The organism is Enterobacter sp. Ap-1006, assembly GCF_011752835.1.
Lineage (GTDB): Bacteria > Pseudomonadota > Gammaproteobacteria > Enterobacterales > Enterobacteriaceae > Cedecea.
In genome coordinates, this window is record NZ_VWWU01000003.1 from 564,285 (window position 1) to 580,211 (window position 15,927).

General features: G+C 52.8%; 16 protein-coding genes, 3 tRNA genes and 2 other RNA genes. 1 reads left to right on the forward strand and 20 read right to left on the reverse strand.

The genetic code is table 11. The features are described from left to right. Window positions 1-254 precede the first annotated feature (254 nt). Window positions 255-1,190, forward strand: coding sequence for a CDF family zinc transporter ZitB (gene zitB / locus F3J28_RS10865; RefSeq protein WP_166875770.1), 936 nt, complete (start codon window positions 255-257; stop codon window positions 1,188-1,190). On the opposite strand, the gene pnuC is transcribed toward zitB, so the two are convergent. The 20 genes from pnuC to sucC form a co-directional block, all read right to left on the reverse strand. Continuing rightward, the gene (gene pnuC / locus F3J28_RS10870; protein WP_166875773.1) at window positions 1,191-1,907 is read right to left on the reverse strand and encodes a nicotinamide riboside transporter PnuC; all 717 of its coding nucleotides are present in this window, start codon (window positions 1,905-1,907) and stop codon (window positions 1,191-1,193) included. It abuts the gene before it with no gap. Window positions 1,908-1,930: 23 nt separating this feature from the next. Next, window positions 1,931-2,992: a quinolinate synthase NadA gene (nadA, locus tag F3J28_RS10875; RefSeq protein WP_166876608.1), complete on the reverse strand. Its 1,062-nt coding sequence runs from the start codon at window positions 2,990-2,992 to the stop codon at window positions 1,931-1,933. Window positions 2,993-3,361: 369 nt separating this feature from the next. Beyond that, window positions 3,362-3,437, reverse strand: a tRNA-Lys gene (locus F3J28_RS10880). 40 nt (window positions 3,438-3,477) lie between these two features. Beyond that, window positions 3,478-3,593, reverse strand: a non-coding RNA gene (locus tag F3J28_RS10885) — RtT sRNA. Window positions 3,594-3,606: 13 nt separating this feature from the next. Continuing rightward, window positions 3,607-3,682, reverse strand: a tRNA-Lys gene (locus tag F3J28_RS10890). Between the two features lie 46 nt (window positions 3,683-3,728). Further along, window positions 3,729-3,844, reverse strand: a non-coding RNA gene (locus F3J28_RS10895) — RtT sRNA. Between the two features lie 13 nt (window positions 3,845-3,857). Continuing rightward, window positions 3,858-3,933, reverse strand: a tRNA-Lys gene (locus F3J28_RS10900). 164 nt (window positions 3,934-4,097) lie between these two features. Then, window positions 4,098-4,883: a cell division protein CpoB gene (cpoB, locus tag F3J28_RS10905; protein ID WP_008456174.1), complete on the reverse strand. Its 786-nt coding sequence runs from the start codon at window positions 4,881-4,883 to the stop codon at window positions 4,098-4,100. A gap of 9 nt (window positions 4,884-4,892) precedes the next feature. Further along, window positions 4,893-5,414 carry a peptidoglycan-associated lipoprotein Pal gene (pal, locus tag F3J28_RS10910; protein WP_008456172.1) on the reverse strand — a complete coding sequence of 174 codons (522 nt, stop codon included), beginning with the start codon at window positions 5,412-5,414 and terminating at the stop codon, window positions 4,893-4,895. Between the two features lie 31 nt (window positions 5,415-5,445). Beyond that, window positions 5,446-6,738 carry a Tol-Pal system beta propeller repeat protein TolB gene (gene tolB, locus F3J28_RS10915; RefSeq protein ID WP_008456170.1) on the reverse strand — a complete coding sequence of 431 codons (1,293 nt, stop codon included), beginning with the start codon at window positions 6,736-6,738 and terminating at the stop codon, window positions 5,446-5,448. A gap of 131 nt (window positions 6,739-6,869) precedes the next feature. Continuing rightward, a complete protein-coding gene (gene tolA / locus F3J28_RS10920; protein ID WP_166875776.1) occupies window positions 6,870-8,165 on the reverse strand; it encodes a cell envelope integrity protein TolA in 1,296 nt (431 codons plus the stop codon). A gap of 32 nt (window positions 8,166-8,197) precedes the next feature. Further along, window positions 8,198-8,623 carry a colicin uptake protein TolR gene (tolR, locus tag F3J28_RS10925; protein WP_008456166.1) on the reverse strand — a complete coding sequence of 142 codons (426 nt, stop codon included), beginning with the start codon at window positions 8,621-8,623 and terminating at the stop codon, window positions 8,198-8,200. Window positions 8,624-8,636: 13 nt separating this feature from the next. After that, window positions 8,637-9,323 carry a Tol-Pal system protein TolQ gene (gene tolQ / locus F3J28_RS10930; RefSeq protein ID WP_008456164.1) on the reverse strand — a complete coding sequence of 229 codons (687 nt, stop codon included), beginning with the start codon at window positions 9,321-9,323 and terminating at the stop codon, window positions 8,637-8,639. Next, on the reverse strand, window positions 9,320-9,724 hold the full coding sequence (gene ybgC, locus F3J28_RS10935; RefSeq protein WP_008456156.1) for a tol-pal system-associated acyl-CoA thioesterase: 405 nt from the start codon (window positions 9,722-9,724) through the stop codon (window positions 9,320-9,322). Before ybgC ends, tolQ begins: the two co-directional genes overlap by 4 nt. Before the next feature lie 148 nt (window positions 9,725-9,872). Further along, window positions 9,873-10,166: a cyd operon protein YbgE gene (ybgE, locus tag F3J28_RS10940; protein ID WP_008456154.1), complete on the reverse strand. Its 294-nt coding sequence runs from the start codon at window positions 10,164-10,166 to the stop codon at window positions 9,873-9,875. Further along, the gene (gene cydX / locus F3J28_RS10945; RefSeq protein ID WP_008456153.1) at window positions 10,166-10,279 is read right to left on the reverse strand and encodes a cytochrome bd-I oxidase subunit CydX; all 114 of its coding nucleotides are present in this window, start codon (window positions 10,277-10,279) and stop codon (window positions 10,166-10,168) included. Before cydX ends, ybgE begins: the two co-directional genes overlap by 1 nt. Before the next feature lie 13 nt (window positions 10,280-10,292). Beyond that, window positions 10,293-11,432 (reverse strand): cytochrome d ubiquinol oxidase subunit II, encoded by a 1,140-nt coding sequence (gene cydB, locus F3J28_RS10950; RefSeq protein WP_008456151.1) that lies wholly within the window; start codon window positions 11,430-11,432, stop codon window positions 10,293-10,295. Window positions 11,433-11,447: 15 nt separating this feature from the next. After that, window positions 11,448-13,016 carry a cytochrome ubiquinol oxidase subunit I gene (gene cydA, locus F3J28_RS10955; protein ID WP_166875779.1) on the reverse strand — a complete coding sequence of 523 codons (1,569 nt, stop codon included), beginning with the start codon at window positions 13,014-13,016 and terminating at the stop codon, window positions 11,448-11,450. Window positions 13,017-13,836: 820 nt separating this feature from the next. Continuing rightward, on the reverse strand, window positions 13,837-14,709 hold the full coding sequence (gene sucD / locus F3J28_RS10960) for a succinate--CoA ligase subunit alpha (RefSeq protein WP_008456147.1): 873 nt from the start codon (window positions 14,707-14,709) through the stop codon (window positions 13,837-13,839). Next, a complete protein-coding gene (gene sucC, locus F3J28_RS10965) occupies window positions 14,709-15,875 on the reverse strand; it encodes an ADP-forming succinate--CoA ligase subunit beta (RefSeq protein WP_008456146.1) in 1,167 nt (388 codons plus the stop codon). Before sucC ends, sucD begins: the two co-directional genes overlap by 1 nt. Window positions 15,876-15,927 lie beyond the last annotated feature (52 nt).

Genomic DNA, 15,927 nt, shown 5'->3' on the forward strand with positions numbered 1-15,927 from the left:
GGGCTTTTACACTTCTCATAAATTAATCCTGAAAACTCGAAAAAAACAGTGAAAACATAATGAGAATCTATGGATTAACGCCATATTTCAATGCTTACCACTGAAGGATGTTAAATTTTCAATATTGAATACTATTTTGAAAATTAAGGTCCCATTCCCATTTTTGACTCGCAGGATTTTTCAGCCTCTTTCAACCAGTTGAAACCATGGGCGGTTATAATTAGCCCACTGGGATTAATTTTTTGCGAGAGATCATGGCGCATTCACACCAACATACCTCTGCTGATAGCAACGTAAAACGCCTGCTGTTTGCCTTTCTCATCACGGCAATTTTTATGGTTGCCGAAGTTATCGGCGGCCTGCTTTCCGGCTCACTGGCTCTGCTGGCCGATGCCGGCCATATGCTCACCGACGCAGCGGCGCTGCTGTTTGCTTTGTTGGCCGTGCATTTTGCTCGTCGACCGCCCAACGCCCGGCATACCTTTGGCTGGCTGCGCCTGACGACGCTTGCCGCTTTTGTAAACGCTATCGCTTTAGTGGTTATCACCATACTTATCGTCTGGGAAGCGATTCAGCGCTTCTCAAATCCTCAGCCTATTGCAGGCTGGGCAATGCTGACTATTGCGATCGCCGGGCTGCTGGCGAACCTGGTTTCTTTCTGGATCCTGCACAGCGGCAGCGGAGAGAAAAACCTCAACGTCCGTGCGGCAGCGCTGCATGTGCTGGGTGATTTGCTGGGTTCAGTGGGGGCAATTGTGGCCGCGGTGGTGATCCTCTGGACCGGCTGGACGCCGATTGACCCAATCCTGTCGGTGCTGGTGTCCTGCCTGGTGCTACGCAGCGCCTGGAGTTTGTTGAAAGAGAGCGTCAATGAGCTATTAGAAGGTGCGCCGGGCGCCATCGACATTGCAGCCCTGAAGCGCAATCTTTCCCGCTCGATACCAGAAGTGCGTAACGTGCATCACGTCCATATCTGGCTGGTAGGTGAAAAACCGCTGATGACGCTGCATGTCCAGGTTGTACCGCCCCACGATCATGATGCTTTGCTGGCGCGCATACATCACTTCCTCGAGCACGAGTATCAGATAGAGCATGCCACGGTACAGATGGAGTATCAGGTTTGTCACGGCCCGGACTGCGACCTGAATGAGCATGACCACCACGCCGGTCATGCCCATCATCACCATTGATCAGGAGAAGGCGCGCGAGCCGGACTGCCGCGCGCTGTTAATCCACATCCGGCTGCCGTTCAGCGCAATGAACGTCAAAATGAGGTATTCCAGCGACATCGCGTAAACGCCCTGCAGGGCAAAGATAACCACGCTGATGACGTTAATGACCGTCCACAGCAGCCAGTTTTCCACGTATTTCCGCGTCATGAGAATCATCGCCACAATCGACAGCACCATCATGCACGAGTCCCAGAACGGATAAGCATCTGGCTGTAGTTCCGGCAAGGTGACGTTCAGCCCCAGACTCTGCATCACAGACACCGCAACCCGGGTCAGGAAGGCAAAGACCGGATCGATAAACAGCGTCATCAACCCAATCGCTGCGACGATAATCACCAGCCATGCAATTGCCTTAGGCAAAGGTAGCCAGCGAATTTGCAGCAAGGACTGATGGTTACTGCTTTGCCGTGACCAGGCGTACCAGCCATATATGTTCGCCACAAAAAAGAACAGCTGCAAAAGAAGGCTGGCGTAGAGCTGAATCTGGAAGAAAATGATGGCAAACAGCGTGACGTTGATTAACCCGAAGGCATAGTTGCCTATCTTCTCCAGGCTGGCAAGCCAGATACATAGCAATCCCGCCAGCGTTCCCACGGCTTCAATCCATGATAAGTCATACCCGCCCGCCCCAATGGGGATGTGGACGAGAATGTTCTGCGTGCTAAAAAAATCCATGAACTCCCCAGAGCGTAATGCTGTTACGCGTTGCCTTTAATCGTTCGACGCAATTCTGCCGCAAAGTCGAGCATGCGATTAAGTGGAACCAGCGCGCCTTCACGCAGCGCCGCATCCACTTCAATCGTGTGTGCGGCCCCGCCCTGCTCCAGCCCCTCAGCAATCGCTTTAAGCCCGTTCATTGCCATCCACGGGCAATGTGCACAGCTGCGGCAGGTTGCCCCTTCTCCTGCGGTTGGCGCCTCCAGTAGCTCCTTGTCCGGACACGCCTGCTGCATTTTATAAAATATCCCGCGATCTGTAGCCACAATAAGCCGCTGGTGAGGCAGAGTTTTAGCCGCATTGATCAGTTGGCTGGTCGAGCCTACAGCATCGGCCATATCCACCACGGCCTGCGGTGACTCAGGATGTACCAGCACTGCTGCATTCGGGTACAGCGCCTTCATCCGCGCCAGCGCCTGAGTTTTAAATTCATCGTGCACGATGCAGGCACCCTGCCAGCACAGCACATCGGCACCGGTCTGCTTTTGAACGTAGCTGCCAAGGTGACGATCCGGTGCCCAAATGATTTTCTCACCCAGGCTGTCGAGATGTTCAATCAGTTCTACCGCAATACTGGATGTCACGACCCAGTCCGCCCGAGCTTTTACCGCGGCAGAGGTATTAGCATAGACGACCACCGTGCGATCCGGGTGCTGGTCGCAGAAGGCGTTGAACGCCTCAATCGGGCAGCCGAGATCCAGTGAGCATTCGGCATTGAGGGTAGGCATTAAAATGGTTTTTTCGGGGCTAAGGATTTTCGCCGTTTCGCCCATGAAACGAACCCCTGCGACCAGTAACGTGGACGCCGGGTGGTTAGCGCCGAAGCGAGCCATCTCGAGCGAGTCAGAAATACACCCGCCGGTCTCTTCCGCAAGAGACTGGATTTCCGGGTCGGTATAGTAGTGCGCCACCATCACCGCATCCCGCTCTTTAAGCAGGCGCTTGATTTTTTCACGATAAAATTGTTTTTCATCCCTGCTCAAAGGCGTGGGTTTCGGCGGGAAGGGATAAATCGCAGTTTCCGGGTCAAACATTACGCTCATCATGCAATCTCGTTTTATTAACTTAACATTGCAGGCCAAATCAAGCGTAATTCACGCCATCTTTGGCACTCATTGTTTTATATGCTAAACAAGATAGCGAAATTTAGTCGAAATGTCGTGGGTTATTGCTCGATGCGCAGAGAGAAACAGAGCAATGGGGAATGAGTGCCGGGAATGACAGGGTTTTCAAATCGCAGTTAGCAAAAAGGCGCCTTTTTACACTGGTGGGTCGTGCAGGATGATTTCACCCTGCGGGTCGTCGCAAGCGACGTGCAAAATCAAAAAGCAATTTTGTCGAACCTGCTGCAGGCTCGAACCCTGCCCGAATTCAGAATAGCAAAAAGGCGCCTTTAGGGCGCCTTTCTACACTGGTGGGTCGTGCAGGATTCGAACCTGCGACCAATTGATTAAAAGTCAACTGCTCTACCAACTGAGCTAACGACCCGCTGTATGCGGTTACTACTAACTTCTTTACTACTTTAAAGTGGTGGGTCGTGCAGGATGACTATCACCCTTCGGGCCGTTGTTATCACAACGTTGTTTCGCTTTCGCTCAACTCAAACCTGCTGCAGGTTCGAACCCTTCACGCCTTACTACTGCTTACTACTTTAAAGTGGTGGGTCGTGCAGGATTCGAACCTGCGACCAATTGATTAAAAGTCAACTGCTCTACCAACTGAGCTAACGACCCGCTGTGCGGCTTACTGCAAACTTGTTTACTGCTTACTACTTTAAAGTGGTGGGTCGTGCAGGATGACTATCACCCTTCGGGCCGTTGTTATCACAACGTTGTTTCGCTTTCGCTCAACTCAAACCTGCTGCAGGTTCGAACCCTTCACGCCTTGCTACTGCTTACTACTTTAAAGTGGTGGGTCGTGCAGGATTCGAACCTGCGACCAATTGATTAAAAGTCAACTGCTCTACCAACTGAGCTAACGACCCACTTTTGCGTCACTTTGGGTTTGTTTAGTATCCCTTGGCAACGGCGGCATATATTACTGATTTAAGATTTTGACGCAACAATAATTTTGACGCAGATCGCTCAACTGCTTATGTTTCGCACGGCAAGACCAGAAAAACGACGATATCTGGTCAGGCCGCACGCATTATTGCGCATTCAGACGTTTTTGAGCCTGCTTTGCACCGTCAGTATTGGGATACTGTTTAACGACCTGCTGGTAGACGGCTTTCGCTTTTGCAGCGTCGCCTTTGTCCTGCATGATCACGCCAACCTTAAACATGGCGTCAGGCGCTTTAGGGGATTTCGGGTAGTTTTTCACCACGGAGGCAAAATAAAACGCCGCATCGTCCTTTTTGCCTTTGTTGTAATTCAACTGACCCAGCCAGTAATTGGCGTTAGGCAGATAAGTTGAATCCGGATACTTCTTCACAAAGGACTGAAACGCATTGATAGCATCGTCCTGGCGCGATTTATCCTGCACCAGCGCGATAGCAGCGTTGTAATCACTATTAGCATCACCGCCTTGCACTGGGGCAGCAGGCGCCGCGTTAGAGGCCCCTGCGTCCGGCGTGGCAGTCTGGGATGCACCGGCAGCAGGCTGTTGCCCTGCTCCCGCCGCAGCGCCGCTAAGGCTATCCATCTGCAGCAAAATTTGCTTTTGACGTTCCACAACCTGATTCAGTTGATACTGACTTTCCTGGATCTGACCACGCAGGGAATCAATGTCATTCTGGTTATCGGAGAGTTGCTGCTGGAGTTGGGTCAAAAGCTGACTGTGAGCGTTAGAAATACGCTCGAGTTGAGTGACACGGTCTTCGACCGAGCCTGAGCCGACACTACTGATTGGCGCCTGAGCAGTAGCGGCCCAGGGGGCCGCTATGCCAACCAGTAACGACAGACTCAACAAGTGATGTCTGAAGTTACTGCTCATGCGATTCTCTTAGTAAACCAGTACGGCACGACGGTTTTTAGCGTAAGCCGCTTCGTCATGACCCAGTACTGCAGGTTTTTCTTTACCGTAAGAAACGATGGAGATCTGGTCTGCAGAAACGCCTTTACCTTGCAGGTACATTTTAACAGCGTTAGCACGACGTTCGCCCAGTGCGATGTTGTACTCTGGGGTACCGCGCTCATCCGCATGACCTTCTACGGTCACTTTGTAAGACGGGTTGCTACGCAGGAAGTTAGCGTGTGCATCCAGCATTGCAGCGAATTCAGAGCTAACATCGTATTTGTCCAGACCGAAGTAAACGATGTTGTTCTGCTGCAGCTGTTGCATCTGCAGACGAGCCTGCTCTTCAGAAGACATGTTGCCGTGGCCGTTAGCGTCCATACCAGTGCCGGCACCCAGCATACCTTCACCGCTCTGACCATTGTTGGCGCTCTTGTTAGAAGAACACGCCGCGATAGCCATAACCGGCAGAGCAATCATCAGCCCTTTCAGCACTTTGTTCAGTTGCATTTCTTTGATCCTTTAATAATCAATATTGTTATCACAGATACGGCGACCAGGCAGGGAATTTGACCTGTCCATCAGTTGCCGGAAGACGCGCTTTGAAACGCCCATCTGTTGAAACCAAATTCAGCACGGATCCCATCCCCTGAGAAGAGCTGTAGATTACCATAGTGCCGTTAGGTGCCAGACTTGGCGTTTCATCCAGGAACGTTGACGATAAAGTTGTTACGCCACCCGCTACCAGATCCTGTTTGGCAATGTGCTGCTGACCGCTTGCGGAGCTGACCATTACCATAATTTTACCGTCGGCACTGACATCGGCATCCTGGTTCTGAGAACCTTCCCAGGACAGACGCTGCGGAGCACCGCCACTAATACTGACTTTATAAATCTGTGGACGACCCGCCTGGTCAGAGGTATAGGCCAGGGTTTGGTTGTCCGGGAACCAGGTCGGTTCGGTGTTGTTGCTGCGACCTTCAGTTACCTGACGAATCTGGCCAGAGCCCAGGTCCATCACGTACAGCTGCAGGCTGCCGGTTTTAGACAGCGCGAACGCCAGCTTAGAACCGTCCGGAGAGAACGCCGGTGCACCGTTGTGCTGCGGGAACGAAGCAATCTGACGTACTGCACCGTTAGCCAGCGTCTGCACCACCAGCGCAGAACGGCCGCTTTCGAAGGTCACATAAGCCAGTTTACTGCCGTCCGGAGACCAGGCTGGAGACATCAGCGGCTGCGGAGAACGGTGTACCACAAACTGGTTGTAGCCATCGTAATCAGACACGCGAAGCTCATACGGGAACTGGCCGCCATTGGTCTGTACAACGTAAGCAATACGGGTACGGAATGCGCCTTTAATTCCGGTCAGCTTCTCAAACACTTCATCGCTGGCGGTATGGCCGGCATAGCGCAGCCACTGTTTGTTCACTTTATAGGAGTTCTGCGCCAGCACCGTGCCCGGTGCACCTGAGGTGTCAACCAGCTGGTAAGCCACGGTGTAACTGCCGTCGCCGTTTGGCGTAACCTGACCTACCACGACGGCGTCAATACCGAGCGCGGTCCAGGCAGCAGGCTGAACTTCCTGAGCAGAACCCGGCTGCTGTGGCAGGCGAGATCTGTCGAGCGGGTTGAATTTACCGCTGTTACGCAGGTCAGCGGCAACAATACCGCCGATATCTTCAGGCGCGGCGCCAGGACCTGCCCAGGTGAACGGAACCACACCGATTGGACGAGCAGAATCCACGCCCTGGGTGATCTCGATACGAACTTCTGCGTGCAGCACTGCTGCCCACAGCATTAAGAAACTTAACGCTACACGAAATGCCTGCTTCATCATATCTCCCTTATCCGGGCGAAAAGCCCACGATAATTTAGCAGAATGTTAACAAACCCAAATACACAAAACTACCAAAACCCTGTAACTCAGCTTAGTGTGCTTTCCCCGTCGTGACGGGGAAAACCGCGTTAAGGCTTAAAGTCGATCGGTGCGTTCTTGAAGACTTCATAAACAGCTTCACTTGGCGGCTTCGGAATCTTCGCCAGACGCGCTGCCGCAACGGCAGCCTGACAAAGTGCTGGATCACCGCCTTCTGGCTTGATATCAAGCAGAAGGCCGTCTGGTGCCAACTTGATCCGCAGCGAACAGGTCTTACCGGCAAACGAAGGATCGTTATAGAACTTACTCTCGATCGCTGCCTTTATCTGACCAGCATAGCCGTTGATCTCCGCGCCACTAGCGCCGTTGTTCTTATTATTCCCTTTTCCAGCGGCAGCTGCGGCATTACCTTTCGCCCCACCGCCCGTTTTCGGTGCATTCTTACCTGAGCTTAAATCACCGAATAAATCGTCGACGCCCTGCGCTGCGGCCTTGTCAGAAGCAGCTTTCTCAGCAGCAGCCTTTTTCTTCGCGTCGGCGGCCGCTTTCTTATCTGCGGCGGCTTTCGCTGCGGCAGCCTTGTCAGCTGCGGCCTTCTCGGCAGCTTTTTCTGCCGCTGCCTTTTCTGCAGCAGCCTGTTTCGCAGCTTCAGCTTTTTCAGCAGCAGCCTGCTTAGCTGCTTCAGCGGCGGCTTTCTTCTCCGCATCCTGCGCAGCCTTCTTAGCGGCAGCATCTGCTGCTTTCTTCTCAGCATCCTGCTGAGCTTTTTTCGCTGCAGCAGCAGCGTCAGCGGCGGCTTTTTTCTCAGCGTCAGCTGCTTTCTTAGCAGCTTCTTCAGTGGCTTTCTTCTGAGCATCCGCAGCCGCTTTCTTCGCGGCTTCTTCCGCAGCTTTGGCCTGGGCATCAGCCTGAGCTTTTGCCTGCGCGTCAGCTTTTGCCTTCGCCGCTGCGGCCGCAGCTTCAGCCTGTTTTTGCTGCTCTTGAGCCTGCTTCGCGGCCGCTTCAGCCTGTTTCTGCTGTTCGGCCTGCGCTTTTGCCTGCTCCTGGGCGGCTAAACGCTCCTTCTCCAGCTCTTTCAGGCGCTGTTGTTCCGCCGCCTGTTTTTGCTGAAGCTCTTCTGCCTGCTGCTGCGCCTGTTTTTCACGCTGTTCGGCGGCGCGCTTGCTGCTTGCCTGCTGCTGCTGTTGGCGATTGTAGTTTTCCACTACCGCACCCGGGTCAACCATCACCGCGTCAATAGAAGAACCACCGCCACCGCCAGCGGATGCATCAATGTGCTCATCAAACGAGCTCCAGATCAGGATGGCAATCAAAATGATGTGCAGCACCACTGAAACGATGATCGCCCGTTTTAATTTAGCGTTCTCTTCGGTTGCCTTTGACACTCTCGGTTCCCAAACGGTTTAAGCGAAATGGATCAGATTGGCTGTGTCATCAAACCAACGGACTTCACGCCCGCCTGATGCAACAGATTCAGCGCCTTGATGATCTCGTCATACGGAACATCTTTTGCGCCGCCGATCAAAAAGACCGTTTTTGGATTCGCCTGCAGACGGCGCTGCGCTTCGGCAACAACCTGCTCTGACGGCAGCTGATCCATACGATCTTTTTCAACCACTACGCTGTACTGCCCTACCCCGGACACTTCAATAATGACCGGCGGTTCATCGTTACTGCTGACGGTCTGAGAATCTGTCGCATCCGGCAGATCCACCTCGACGCTCTGGGTGATGATCGGCGCTGTTGCCATAAAGATCAGCAGCAGCACCAGCAGCACGTCCAGCAATGGAACGATGTTAATTTCTGACTTCAGCTCACGACGACCACGTCCGCGTCTGGCCATGACTTACCCCTTGTTACTGCTTTTCGCTGCTGGTAAAAGCCTGACGGTGCAGGATAGCCGTGAACTCTTCCATGAAGTTGTCGTAATTCAATTCCAGTTTGTTCACGCGTTGGTTAAGGCGGTTGTACGCCATAACGGCCGGAATAGCAGCAAACAGACCAATCGCGGTCGCGATCAGCGCTTCGGCAATCCCTGGCGCAACCATCTGCAGCGTCGCCTGCTTCACCGCGCCCAGGGCGATAAACGCATGCATGATCCCCCACACCGTACCAAACAGGCCGATATACGGGCTGATGGAACCCACGGTGCCGAGGAAAGGAATATGGGTTTCCAGCGTTTCCAGCTCGCGGCTCATCGAGATACGCATCGCACGAGATGCCCCCTCAACCACAGCTTCTGGCGCATGGGTATTGGCGCGATGCAGTCGCGCGAACTCTTTAAAACCGGAATAGAAGATCTGCTCAGAACCGCTCAAGCTGTCGCGGCGGCCCTGGCTCTCCTGATACAGACGAGACAGTTCGATACCGGACCAGAACTTGTCTTCAAACGCCTCAGCTTCACGGCTGGCGGCATTAAGGATACGCGTTCGCTGAATGATGATTGCCCATGATGCGATGGAAAAACCAATCAAAATCAACATGATAAATTTGACCAGAAGGCTTGCCTTCAGGAACAAATCAAGGATATTCATGTCAGTCACTGCTTGAACTCCGCGACAATAGACTTGGGAAGCGCACGAGGCTTCATTAGGTGTGGATCAACACAAACAATCAGCACTTCAGCCTGGTTAAGCAACTGATTTTCAGCGTTGACTATTCGCTGCGTAAACACCATAGAAGTGCCGCGCATCGATGTAATTTCACTTTGGATTTCGAGTAAATCGTCGAGTCGGGCAGGCGCAAGATAATCAACCGTCATCCTGCGTACGACAAAGGCGACACGCTCCGCCAACAAGGAATGCTGATTAAAGTTGTGCTGGCGCAGCATCTCTGTGCGTGCTCTTTCATAAAAAGCAACATAACTGGCATGGTAAACCATACCACCGGCGTCTGTGTCTTCGTAGTAAACACGAACCGGCCATCGAAACAGCGTTGTACTCACTTTACATCCCGGTAATGCAATTAAACGCTGCTTACTATACGCAAGAGAATGAGGGTTTGGAATGGATTGTTTTAAACGTTAAGTAAATTTTTATGGGCTTGTTAAAGCCCATAATTTCTGCTTCAGGCGGGGGAATGTACGCAGACATTCAGAAGAAGAAAAACAGCAGTCCAGCAATGAGCACTAAATCGGCAACCAGCGGGCAGAAAATGCCCTGCCAGAGCACTTTGGTTGGGCGGAACCCCACCCCGTGAATGATCCCGGCACAAACGCCCCACATCAGCAGGAAGCCATGCCAAATCTCCAGCTCACTCGTTTTGGCGGCAAAACGAGACGGGTCCCAAAAAATACACCCAGCCAGCACCAGCGCCATCACTAAGGAAAGAGCCCGCAAGGGGCTCTTGTCCATTACCGCGTACAGTTTCGCGATAACGTATTCCATCAGTGCTCTTCTTTTCCGGCTTTGCTCGCCTCAACGTGCTCGAGAGCCAGCGCGGTAATAATCCCGAATGCACACGCCAGAAGCGTGCCCAGAATCCATGCAAAGTACCACATAATCAGCTCCTTATTAGTACAGAGAGGTGGAGTTGCTTTCGATGTGCTCTTTCGTGATACGACCGAACATTTTCCAGTAACACCAGGTGGTGTAGAGAAGAATGATTGGCACGAACACGATGGCAACATAGGTCATCACATTCAGCGTCAGCTGGCTGGATGTCGCATCCCACATGGTCAGGCTAGCGTTCATCATGGTGCTGGAAGGCATCACGAACGGGAACATCGCGATACCGGCCGTCAGGATCACACAGGCCAACGTCAGCGAAGAGAAGATAAACGCCAGAGCGCCTTTCTCCAGACGAGACATGAGAATGGTCAGCAGCGGCAGCACAACGCCCAGAGCAGGAATCAACCACAGCGCTGGTGTGTTGTTGAAGTTCACCAGCCAGGCACCCGCCTGACGCGCGACTTCTTTGGTCAGCGGGTTAGATGCAGCATGATGATCCAGAGCAGAAGTCACTACATAGCCATCAATGCCGTAGATCACCCAGACACCGGCCAGCGCGAAGCAAACCATCATCACCAGCGCAGCAATCTGAGCAGCCGCTTTAGCACGCAGATGTAACTCACCTACGGTACGCATCTGCAGATATGTTGCGCCCTGGGCCACGATCATCGACACGCTAACAACGCCTGCCAACAGGCCAAACGGATTCAGCAGCTGGAAGAAGTTACCGGTGTAGTAAAGGCGCAGGTAGTCATCAACGTGGAACGGAACGCCCTGCAGCAGGTTGCCGAAAGCGACACCTATCACCAGCGGTGGCACGAAGCTACCAATGAAAATGCCCCAGTCCCACATGTTACGCCAGCGGGTATCTTCGATCTTCGAGCGGTAGTCGAACCCTACCGGACGGAAGAACAAAGAAGCCAGCACCAGAATCATCGCGACATAGAAGCCGGAGAAGGCAGCGGCATAAACCATTGGCCAGGCAGCAAACAAAGCCCCGCCTGCGGTGATCAGCCAAACCTGGTTCCCGTCCCAGTGCGGCGCGATGGAGTTAACCATGATGCGGCGTTCAACGTCAGTACGGCCAATCACGCGCGACAGCATGCCCACGCCCATATCGAAGCCGTCGGTGACGGCAAAGCCAATCAGCAGAACGCCGACCAGCAGCCACCAGATAAAACGCAATACTTCATAATCGATCATTTGACGACTCCTGTCTTAGCGTGCCGGCTGAGAAGCCACGTTGGACTGCTCAAAGTGATAGCGCCCTGTTTTCAGACTGCTCGGCCCAAGGCGAGCAAATTTGAACATCAGGAACAGTTCCGCCACCATAAACAGCGTGTAAAGGCCGCAAATCAGTATCATGGAGAACAGCAGGTCGCCCACGCTCAATGACGAGTTTGCCACTGCCGTCGGCAGAACCTCACCCACCGCCCAAGGCTGACGCCCGTATTCCGCAACAAACCAGCCGGATTCGATAGCGATCCAGGGCAGTGGAATACCGTACAGCGCGGCACGCAGCAGCCATTTTTTCGAACCAATAGCGTTACGGGTCACGGTCCAGAAGGACACAGCAATAATGAACAGCATCAGGAAGCCACAGGCCACCATAATACGGAACGCGAAGTACAGCGGTGCTACGCGAGGAATAGAGTCTTTGGTTGCTTTCTGAATCTGCTCTTCGGTCGCGTCAGTGACGTTTTCCGTGTAGCGCTTCAGCAACAGACCATAGCCCAGGTCTTTTTTCACGTGGTTGAAGCTATCACGCACGCTTTGATCGGTTGAACCACTGCGCAGTTGCTCCAGCAGGCTGTAAGCCTTCATCCCGTTACGGATACGCTCTTCGTGCTGCATCATCAGCTCTTTCAGGCCCGTGACCGGCTTATCTACCGAGCGGGTAGCAATGATGCCCAGCGCGTAAGGAATTTGAATGGCGAAGCGGTTTTCTTGTTTATCCTGGTCAGGAATACCAAACAGGGTAAACGCCGCCGGCGCTGGCTGAGTTTCCCATTCGGCTTCAATCGCGGCCAGTTTGGTTTTCTGCACGTCACCCATTTCGTAGCCAGACTCATCGCCCAGTACGATAACGGAGAGAATAGCGGCCATACCGAAGCTCGCGGCAATCGCGAAGGAACGCTTCGCAAAAGCGACGTCGCGGCCTTTCAGCAGGTAGTAGGAGCTGATACCGAGCACGAACATGGCGCCACAAACATAGCCGGACGCTACGGTGTGTACGAATTTAACCTGCGCAACCGGGTTCAGGACCAGCTCGGCAAAGCTGACCATTTCCATACGCATGGTTTCGAAGTTGAAATCGGAAGCGATAGGGTTTTGCATCCAGCCGTTAGCGACCAGAATCCACAGCGCGGAGAGGTTGGAGCCCAATGCCACCAGCCAGGTGACGGCCATATGTTGAACTTTGCCGAGGCGATCCCAGCCAAAGAAGAACAGACCAACAAAGGTAGATTCGAGGAAGAATGCCATCAGGCCTTCGATCGCCAGCGGCGCACCGAAGATATCCCCTACATAGTGAGAATAGTAAGACCAGTTAGTCCCGAACTGGAACTCCATGGTCAAACCGGTTGCCACCCCCAACGCAAAGTTGATTGCAAACAACTTGCCCCAGAATTTGGTCATATCTTTATAAATCTGCTTACCTGACAGCACATAGACCGTTTCCATGATGGCCAGCAAGAACGCCATACCTAGCGTCAGCGGCACAAACAGGAAGTGGTACATCGCGGTCAAGGCAAACTGTAAGCGCGACAGTTCGACAATATCAAACATCTTGACTCCTTGCTCTTCGCATGAAGACTTCGACTGTGGTTCACCGGGAGGTTCACCACAAGCATGCCCTAATACAAATACATTCGCTTCCAGTCCCCTTTTTCTCGCCCACTTTATTCAAATGTGAAATCAAAAGGTGAAAGGTTACAAACACGTTAATTAAATCAAAAATAACCCGTAATTATATTACCCTGCAATTCCCTTACAATAAACAGGTCTTTGCTTAATGTTTTTTACGTTTTACGACGGCGATCAATTTATAGCTAAAACACCGTTATTCGGCCAGTTTGATCTGCAGCAATTTTGCCCCTTTATACCCCGCAACGCCAGCTTTAAACATTGGTCCAAAACAATTTACATTGGCAATGTTAATTATTTTTCAATAGAGAATTAATCGTGAATTTGTTGTTAATGATATGTTCCAACGCTTCGTTTGAGGTTAATTTCATGACGCTTATTCTCAACATAAAGCCGATATTTAAAGCTGAAGCTTAAATTTCTCCCATGCACGCCAGGTCATCTTTACACTATTTATCGGGCATCTTTTTCCGTAGTTTTGGCTCCCTCCTTTTAATATTCACAAATAATTCACTTTTGATATAAATTAAATTAACAAATCATTATTTTTTATAAGGTTACATCGGGAAAATATCGCAGAGAGAAATTATTCAGGAAAAGAATAAGTGCGTGGGAATGCGCGATACAACGTAAGAAGAGGCAGGGTTATCAAAGCCGAAACATAAAAAAAGGCCACCCAGGGTGGCCAACCATGTCGAACACTTATTATTACTGTTTCCCCCGCTTGCGCGGGGGCATCTGCTTACTGCGGCAGAATAGCTTTCAGCGCATCGCCAATGTCGGCGAGGCTGCGAACGGTTTTCACGCCAGCGGCTTCCAGAGCAGCGAATTTCTCATCCGCCGTCCCTTTTCCGCCCGCGATGATGGCGCCCGCGTGGCCCATACGCTTGCCTTTAGGCGCGGTAACGCCGGCAATGTAGCCCACAACAGGTTTGGTCACGTGCTCTTTGATATAGGCCGCAGCTTCTTCTTCTGCGCTCCCGCCGATTTCACCGATCATCACAATAGCTTCGGTTTTCGGGTCTGCCTGGAACATCTTCAGGATATCAATGAAGTTGGAGCCAGGAATCGGGTCACCGCCGATACCAACGCAGGTTGACTGGCCGAGGCCGATGTCAGTTGTCTGCTTAACGGCTTCATAGGTCAGCGTCCCGGAACGGGAAACGATGCCCACTTTGCCCGGCAGGTGAATGTGGCCCGGCATGATGCCGATTTTGCATTCACCTGGGGTGATAACGCCCGGGCAGTTTGGCCCGATCATGCGCACGCCAGCTTCATCCAGCGCCACTTTCACGGTCAGCATATCCAGCGTAGGGATGCCTTCAGTGATCGTGATGATAAGTTTAATACCCGCATCAATCGCTTCCAGGATGGAGTCTTTGCAGAACGGGGCTGGAACGTAAATCACGGAAGCGGTCGCGCCGGTAGCTTCAACGGCTTCACGCACGGTATTGAATACCGGCAGACCCAGATGTTCAGTACCGCCTTTGCCTGGCGTCACGCCGCCAACCATTTGCGTACCGTAGGCAATCGCCTGTTCGGAGTGGAAAGTCCCCTGGCTGCCGGTAAAGCCCTGGCAAATTACCTTGGTGTTTTTATCGATCAAAATGGACATTATTTCCCCTCCACGGCAGCAACAACCTGCTGTGCTGCGTCCGTCAGACTTTTCGCTGCAATGATGTTCAGGCCGCTATCTGCCAGTTTTTTCGCGCCCAGTTCGGCGTTGTTACCTTCCAGACGCACCACCACCGGCACGTTAACACCCACTTCAGCTACCGCACCAATGATGCCGTCGGCAATCAGGTCGCAGCGCACGATACCGCCGAAGATGTTCACCAGAACGGCTTTGACTTTGTCGTCGGACAGGATGATTTTGAACGCTTCGGTAACGCGCTCTTTGGTCGCACCGCCGCCCACGTCGAGGAAGTTAGCCGGCTCGCCGCCGTGCAGCTTAACGATGTCCATGGTGCCCATTGCCAGGCCCGCACCGTTAACCATACAGCCGATGTTGCCGTCCAGCGCCACGTAGTTCAGTTCCCACTGTGCAGCCTGGGCTTCACGCGGGTCTTCCTGAGACTGGTCACGCATTTCACGCAGATCCGGCTGGCGGAAAAGCGCGTTACCGTCAGCGCCCAGTTTGCCGTCGAGGCAGATCAGGTCGCCCTGCTTAGTGATCACCAGCGGGTTGATTTCGATCAGCGCCAGGTCACGCTCGAGGAAGATAGTCGCCAGCCCCATAAAGATCTTGGTGAACTGCTGAACCTGCTTACCTTCCAGACCCAGTTTGAACGCCAGCTCACGACCCTGGTAAGGCATTGGGCCCGCCAGCGGATCCAGCGCAACTTTGTGGATCAGGTGCGGCGTTTCTTCCGCTACTTTTTCGATTTCCACGCCGCCTTCGGTGGAGGCCATGAAGACCACGCGGCGAGAGCTACGGTCAACTACCGCGCCCAGATACAGCTCTTTGTCGATGTCGGTTGCAGCTTCAACCAGAATCTGGTGTACAGGCTGGCCAGTAGCGTCCGTTTGGTAAGTCACCAAACGTTTGCCCAGCCAGTGCTCGGCAAAAGCACGAATGTCTTCTTTGCTGTTAACCACTTTCACACCGCCCGCTTTACCGCGGCCACCGGCATGAACCTGACATTTCACCACCCAAGGACCCGCGCCAATTTTAGAGGCGGCTTCTTCCGCTTCACGCGGTGTGGTGCAGGCGTAACCGACGGGTGCCGGCAAACCATACCGAGCAAACAACTGTTTCGCCTGATATTCGTGTAAGTTCATGAGTTCTATCCATCCAGATAAAGAGCATTAATGCTCGGGGTAAGGTTAGATT